A 6886-nucleotide genomic window follows, 5' to 3' on the forward strand; every position below is an offset into this window, starting at 1 on the left:
CGGTCCTTACGAACCAGACACTTTGCTGCCCTCGTATGCCAGCAAAAGCTCCAGAGCGGCGTCAACCGGAATGCCCAGACGTTTCGCGTTTTCCTTAACCCCTGCGAGCATTGGGAAAGAACTCTTTCCTGTCGCCCTTCTTGCTTTGTCTCGTTCTGTTGGCATTGCCACCAAGCGGTCCACGGCAACCTTTTTTGCTTCAACCCGTATGTGACTGTAGTAGCGCACGGCCTTTTCGGATACGTGCCCTGCAATGGCCCGTACCGTCTCGTCGGGGGCGCCGCACTCCAGCAATTTCGTAATGGCCTGGTGCCGAAAGCAGGTGGGCGTTACCCAAGGCAGGCCGGCTGCGCTCGCAATTTTCTTGAACGCCGCGCGAATGAAGCAGGAACTGGCCGGCCGTTCGGGATCATACAGTCCCCTCTTGACGCGATACGCAATCAGGTAGTGATGGGGCTCGCAAGACCCGTGTTCTTTGGCCACTTTCAGGAGCTCCTGAGCGGCGCGCACGGCAACCTCGTTGAGGGGGACGCCTCTGACCCTATGCTGGTTTTTCACTGGCGCCGCGACCTGGATCACGGGCGGATCGTCCTTCAACCGGAGATGCGCGAGCCGGAGCGCGCGGAGTTCACATCCTGAAATCGTTGTGTTGGCGGTGAGCAAGGACGCGTAGCAGGCGGTTTTCCAAACCGGCCGTTGCGACGCGAAACGGAAGAAGCGCTCCTCTTCTTCTGTGGTCAAGACTCGCGCCGGCGCCCAGTTCGATTCGGGCAAGCGCTCGTAGTATCTGCTGATAGGATGCCAGAGGTCGGCCAGGGCCAGCACCTGCGCGAGAGCATTGAGCTCGTGGTTGATGCAGGAGGCTCCGGCCCTGCCGCGGCCCTCCCCCTCTGTGCTTCGCCATTTCTGGTAGTCACGAAAATGGGCCTCATGCAGCGATGAAAGGGGCTTCTCTGCGCCGAAGAATTTCACCAGATACCGGAAATGAAACCGGTAGTTTTCAAGCGTGCGAGGTTTGAGCTGCAGCTGACGCCGTTCCAAATAGATTTTGAAAGATTGTTCCAGCGTCGTGTCTGCTGCGATGGGTGCCGAGTTTGAGGGGCTTGAATGGATCACGGCCGTGGAGTCTAAATCACTTCCTGAATATGCGGGAGTGGCTCTTCATAGACAGGGTGATTTGGTCTGCGCGCTCGAACGTGATAATTGAAACGGGCGCCAGGTTCAGGAACCCAATAAAAATATGTTCCGCGAGAGACCGCTCAGCTCGGCGTTTCTACAAATCATGGTCGCTTAGAAACCGGCCATAGTCGTTGCTCTCCAGCCAACGATACAAGGGCACGTGGAGTCTCAGCGTTACCCGCAACCGCCGTTTGACGTTTCGCATGGATACCGCAGAGCGTGAAATCTGCGACGTAGATTTGGAAGACTATCACTAGAGAGAGGGAATAAACGCTATGCCTATGAAGAACCCGCCCCACCCTGGAGATTTCATTCGGACCGAGATTATCAAGCCCACAGGCCTCTCGGTAACGGCTGCGGCCGCGGCGCTCCAGGTCTCTCGGCCCGCGCTCTCCAGCCTGCTGAACGGTAAGGCAGGCCTTTCTGGAGATATGGCGCTGCGCATCGAAAAAGCATTCGGGGTGAAGATGGACACGCTCATGCGGATGCAAGCCTCCTACGACATCGCCCAAACCCGCAAGCGCGAAAGGAAAATCCACGTTCGGAGGATTCACACGCTTGCCAACGTTCACGCATAAGGAACTCAGCACTCGATGGACAGGTGCGTCGATGCGGTCCAGGAGTATCTCGTTAGGTAATTTGGAACAGGACCCCCTGTTCGGGAACCAAGCCCTGAGAACCGCGGCGCGGTTTACGTGCGCTGGCGGCCGCCTGTCCAAACACCAGGACCTGACTTGGGTTCAGGACCGCGTCAATCAAAGGATGCGATTGGGGCTGAGATTGGCCTGCCGTTGCCGCTAAATCGGGCACCGCTCCTGGTTCGATGGTTGTGCTTTCCGCACACGCCGGAAATAACCGCTGGTGCTCGGCATTAAGGCACTTCCAGACCGCATCAGCCGATTCGCCAATCCCGTTCTTCTCCACCAGTTCCTTGGCCATGGAGGTAAGCATGTCATCGTCTTCGTCCAGGGTTTGCAGCCCCTCGCCGGCAAACTTGCCTTCCATGGCCAGGGCCACGAGCAACTTCTTCCCCATCAGCCGGAGACACTTGACTTGCATGGTGCCTTCATAACACAGGAACTTCACGCGAACTGGCTGCCGCTGCCCGATTCTCCAGGACCTTCGGCTGGCCTGGCGCAGAGTGTGCAGCGAGTACCCGGATTCATAAAAGATGATGGTGGGTGCGAACAGCAGATCGAGGCCGGTCTCCACCAACCGGGGATGTGCGATGAAAACCTGAACACCCTCTTTGAGCCGCCGCTCGTACCAGGCCTCGCGTTTTGCGGTGTCGATGTTGGAACGCATGATGGCGCAAGAAATCCCCTCTTGCTGGAGGATCCGTTCCAGGCGCGCAGTCACGTCCCGCTTCTGCGTGTACACCGCAAAGACCTGGCACCTTCTGCCTTCGGCCAGTTCTTTCTTGATTTCCTCTACCAGCCTGCGCTCTTTTGAATAAACAAATTGCTCGGGCAGGTCCGCAGGCTCAGCAATCAGAAACCGCTGCCGTCGGCCATCTTCGTCGATCTCTGAACCATAGAGCTTTCCCAGCCCGTAGGGATGGTCGGGATAAAGCAGCAGCGCATTGAGCATGATGCTCAGCACGGAGCGGTTGCCGCGGTGCGCCTTCAGCGCCTCGCTCATGTCTTCTTCCAGCCGTTCGTAGGCTGCGCCCATGGGTGCGTCCATCGGAACCTGAATGACCGATTCCTCATAGGGCGGCAGGGCGTCGGAGATGTCCTCCAGGAAGACAAAGGCGCAGGTATCCATGAGGAAATCGCCAAAGAGCAAGGGCGATGCTCCCGGCTTGCGCCGAACCGTTACCGTGGTCTTTCCATCGGAACAGGCGTTCTCCGCTGGCGTGATCTTGGTGATGGTTTCAAGGACACCGTAATCCTGGGCAAACGCTGACCGTCCCGTGGTTCCCCACTCATAACCCTTGCTGATCATCCGTGGGGCTTGCAGCCGGAAGAGAATGTTGTAGAGATCGTCGGCATAGCCGCCCAGGAGAGTGCCGGTCATGCCCAGGGTCCGCTCGGCGCAGGCAGCAAGCGCCCCCATCGCGTTGCCCTGTGCCGTGTCCCCGGCCAATTGGTGCAGTTCGTCGCAAATCGCGTAGTCGAAGAACCCGTCCATGTAACGGCTGATGAAATCCACGGGCGCTACACGCGGAATCTTTTTGTTGTCGGCCTGCCAGAGCGGAGCATAACGGCCCCGACAGCCTTTCTCGCTCAATTCCGTAAGGACTTCAGAGATTCTCACCTTCTCAAAGTCTTGACTGGTCAGCCGGCCCTCGTCGGTCATGACCGGCGCTCCACTTGCTGGATTCACCACGCACCCGCGATGCCGGCCGGAACGAGGCACCTGGTACGCATGCCGCCAGAAGTAGCCAAGTTTGGCCCGGTCCCGGCCTACGATGAAGAGGGTGGGCCTGCCGCAAAGCGCCTCCCAGCGCTTGCGAGCCGACGGATAGCCTTTGCACAGGCGCAAGTCGGTCAGGGTTGTCCGCAATCCGTCGCGCACGATTGAGCCGCGCCTGAACCTGACTTCGTTGATTCCGTGGGGCGAATTCTCAGCGCCGCCGTTGCGCAGATCGTCCACCAGAAACACCCGAATGCCGGGAATGGTATACAGGGCTTCCCTCGCCCACTTTTCGACGATGTGCGGTGGGACCATAGCCAGCGCCGTGAATGGGCGCCGATCACTGTGGACGTACATGGCGCCGAGCGAAATCAGGGTCTTCCCGGTTCCGCACTCCGCAATCACGTTAGCAGTACGAGCCTGGTTCCACCTCTTCACGATCCCCATGATGGCCAGGGTCTGTGCCGGAAACGGCTGCCGGAGTAATGCGCTGAGGTGCGGCGAAGGAGGATCGTCAACCTGGTGGAGCGCCGGATAAGTGCTCAGAATGCGTTCGCCCAGCTCATTCGAGTGGGCTCTCATGTAATCAAAGAGTGTGGAGATAGGCTGCATAGAAGTCCATGGTTCGGGAGGAATTTAGAAACAGAAGACAAGAAACCAGTCGGTTTTGGGCTTGAGCCGTCGGTGGTTGCGAGGGAGCAAGGCTGGCCTACGTGACTTCCGCTCTTAGCATTGTTCTTGGTTGGAGGGCCAGCCCAATTCAGCGGAAATGGGAGTATCATTTTGCTGGTGAAGAGAAGGAAAGAACTTCCCCTCAGAAAGCGCCACAGCCGCTCCTGGCTGGGGAAGAAACCCCGTATTGGTTTCCGCGGCTACCCTATCGCTACCGTGGCCTTCTACGGACCCACCGATAGACTGGCCACCAAGGTTGCGGTGAGCATCATCCTCACCGAGAGCGGCCGGCCGGATAGTCTGCAACGCTGGTGCTCCGACGGTGGACGCGACGAACGCCATGATCCCGCTATCGGCGAACAGGTCCTGGCCTTTCTCAAAACCCACGCTCCCCGCTCTACGGTAGTCGCCGACCGGATCCTCGGCTGCCCCCAACGAAGAGGGCACGGATTACCCGGAAGGAATGTCCTGTCCTGACTGCCCCGATTGGACCGGACGGGACCGCTTCACCCACGAGCGGGTGCATTGAAGACTTTGTTTTGCGGACGGCGGGATATCGGAGCGCGATCTTCACGAGGGATTGCACCCCAGCAGCCAAACTCGCCCTCCATGGCCAGATCGAGCAACGCCTTTTCCGGCTCCAATCTGCGGTGCGTTGACACTAGCGGCTCATACGGCCACATTGGCCCTTTGGACTGCGGACTCAATTTGATCGATTTCGTCGTCGGTCAACTCTGCAAACAGTTGTCGCTTCCCTTGCGCGAGCCTACCCTTGTTCTGATGAATGAGCCGCACGATCAGGGACGCCCGCTGGTTCGGCATATCAACGATCTCCATGACCAACTGCACGGCTGCGTCGAAGAACTTTAAAAACTCCAATTCAGTTTTTAAATCCCTGTCAATGGTGTCTTCAATGCAGGCAAACAAATACTCGGTCTCGATGGTGGCGTCAAAATAGCGATAGAGATCCGCAGTCTCGCTGGATACGGTCATCCTGTGGTCCGCGTCCATGGTGTACTGGATCCATGGATGAATCGCACCGGAGAAGTTCTCCAGCACACGGCCGTAGGCGGCCATGTCCCTGAGCATAACTGCCGAAACAGGAAAGAGGACACCCCGCGGAGTGAAGTTCATCTTTGCCAGCACGTGGTGCACCAGGAATCGGTGAATGCGCCCGTTCCCGTCCTGAAATGGGTGTACAAACACGAAACCGAAGGCTCCAGCAGCTGCGGCGCATACCGGATGGACGGGGCTGCCCGTGTCCAACAGCCGGGCCATCATCCGCATCCAGCCGTCCATGAGTGAACCGACATCCTGCGGCCTGGGGCAAACAAAATGAACTTCCTGAGAATAGTCGGGCAGGGTCTCACCGACGTACACCTGGTTATCCCGCCAGTCTTCTTGGGCGTACCGAGGATCGACGATCGCATTCTGGAGTTCGACCAGGGCTTTTTTCCTGAGCGCGTCAAATTTTTCTGCTCTCATCAGAGCGGCCACAAAACGCTCGGTGCGGTCTTTGCTGGGGGCCTCACCTTCGATGGCAAAAGATGATTTCGTTTCTTTGGTGAAGAGATAGTGGATCGCTCGTTTCAAAACCGCCGGATCAACTCCGGCAACCATGGCTTGCGCCCGCTCGGCCAGATTCTTTTCGAAATCAGCTTTGAGCTTTTCCGTCCGGCGAATGAGCGGGCAATAGTCTTTGTTGCCCAGAAGATTGTCGAAGACGCGCTGCCGTCTCACGCGCATTGCCGGGCCTACAATATGGAGGTCTTGATCAAGCAAATCGATGTACGGGCCGGAGGTCAGATCCGGGACACTGAAAGTGTTCCCGGTGAGCAGTTCATACAGATACCAGGCGCGCCGGGCGAAGATTCCGTTGGGCTCGCTTTGCACCCAATGCTCAAGCTTAATCTTTTCGATCTGCTGGAAAGCCGCTTTGTATACCCCCAGATCGAGTGGCTCATAGCGCAGAGCAAAGCGAAGTTGTCCAATCACTCCCTCGTCCGGTTTGTACGATGTGGGATACTGTTCCAAAACCTCCGCGTTCGTGATTCTGGTACGTCGTGCGCCTCCGGTTAATTCAGAACGAACCGCGGGATAGGGAATTTTGAGGCCCAGCTGATCAATAATCGCCACCAGGCCCAGCGATATGGCCCGGTTCCTGTCTTTGCTCATTAAATCGCTCCAATGGCTACGAAAACGTTCCAAGATTGATTATAATCAACAAATACCTACCAATAAGTATCGAGCCTTAAGCAGTTTTGCAGTTTCGCGCCGACTGGACTCAATTTCATTGCGCTGCATTCAGAATCCGCGGAATCGATATTCCACACACTGATGAGCGGGTCATTGCGCTGGATGTGGTTCCGTCGCCATTTGGAACCGACAAGACTTTGCGCCTTTCAGGCCAGAAGATAGTGAGGGCGCGGGATCTAACTCGTTCTTATCAATACTTCAATGTTGAATGCTACGCTTCGGGAACGGGCGTCTATGAGTATCGTTGTACTGTCTTTAGAGACGCTGCCGCGTTGAAGGGCGCTAGAACCGGTCTCATAAATGTTTGAGCAGCAGTTTAAGGCAGGCGAGGTGGACCATGCCGAGAAAGTTTTCGATGTGGTACTCATAGCGATTGACGAGGCGGCGGAACCAGTGCAACCAGGAAAACAGCCGTTCCACC

At 57.2% G+C, this 6886-nt stretch carries 4 protein-coding genes and 1 pseudogene; 2 read left to right on the forward strand and 3 right to left on the reverse strand.

Translation table 11 applies throughout. The features are described from left to right. Positions 1-6: 6 nt before the first annotated feature. Positions 7-1116, reverse strand: a complete 1110-nt coding sequence (locus tag LAO20_22010) for a site-specific integrase (GenBank protein MBZ5534111.1) — start codon at positions 1114-1116, stop codon at positions 7-9. A gap of 338 nt (positions 1117-1454) precedes the next feature. Between LAO20_22010 and LAO20_22015 the strand changes: the two genes are divergently transcribed. Next, the gene (locus LAO20_22015; protein ID MBZ5534112.1) at positions 1455-1757 is read left to right on the forward strand and encodes a HigA family addiction module antidote protein; all 303 of its coding nucleotides are present in this window, start codon (positions 1455-1457) and stop codon (positions 1755-1757) included. 52 nt (positions 1758-1809) lie between these two features. Here LAO20_22015 and LAO20_22020 read toward each other — a convergent pair whose 3' ends face one another. Continuing rightward, on the reverse strand, positions 1810-4149 hold the full coding sequence (locus LAO20_22020; protein MBZ5534113.1) for a DEAD/DEAH box helicase: 2340 nt from the start codon (positions 4147-4149) through the stop codon (positions 1810-1812). 177 nt (positions 4150-4326) lie between these two features. Between LAO20_22020 and LAO20_22025 the strand changes: the two are divergent. Next, positions 4327-4738, forward strand: a pseudogene (locus tag LAO20_22025) (hypothetical protein). 140 nt (positions 4739-4878) lie between these two features. Here LAO20_22025 and LAO20_22030 read toward each other — a convergent pair. Further along, the gene (locus tag LAO20_22030) at positions 4879-6384 is read right to left on the reverse strand and encodes a Fic family protein (GenBank protein ID MBZ5534114.1); all 1506 of its coding nucleotides are present in this window, start codon (positions 6382-6384) and stop codon (positions 4879-4881) included. Positions 6385-6886 lie beyond the last annotated feature (502 nt).

This window comes from Terriglobia bacterium, from assembly GCA_020072815.1.
GTDB lineage: Bacteria > Acidobacteriota > Terriglobia > Terriglobales > Acidobacteriaceae > Angelobacter.

Bases quoted from the DNA above. Each gene is read 5' to 3' on its own strand.
- LAO20_22015 (MBZ5534112.1), top strand. From the start codon at position 1,455: ATGCCTATGAAGAACCCGCCCCACCCTGGAGATTTCATTCGGACCGAG.
- LAO20_22020 (MBZ5534113.1), bottom strand. From the start codon at position 4,149: ATGCAGCCTATCTCCACACTCTTTGATTACATGAGAGCCCACTCGAAT.
- LAO20_22030 (MBZ5534114.1), bottom strand. From the start codon at position 6,384: ATGAGCAAAGACAGGAACCGGGCCATATCGCTGGGCCTGGTGGCGATT.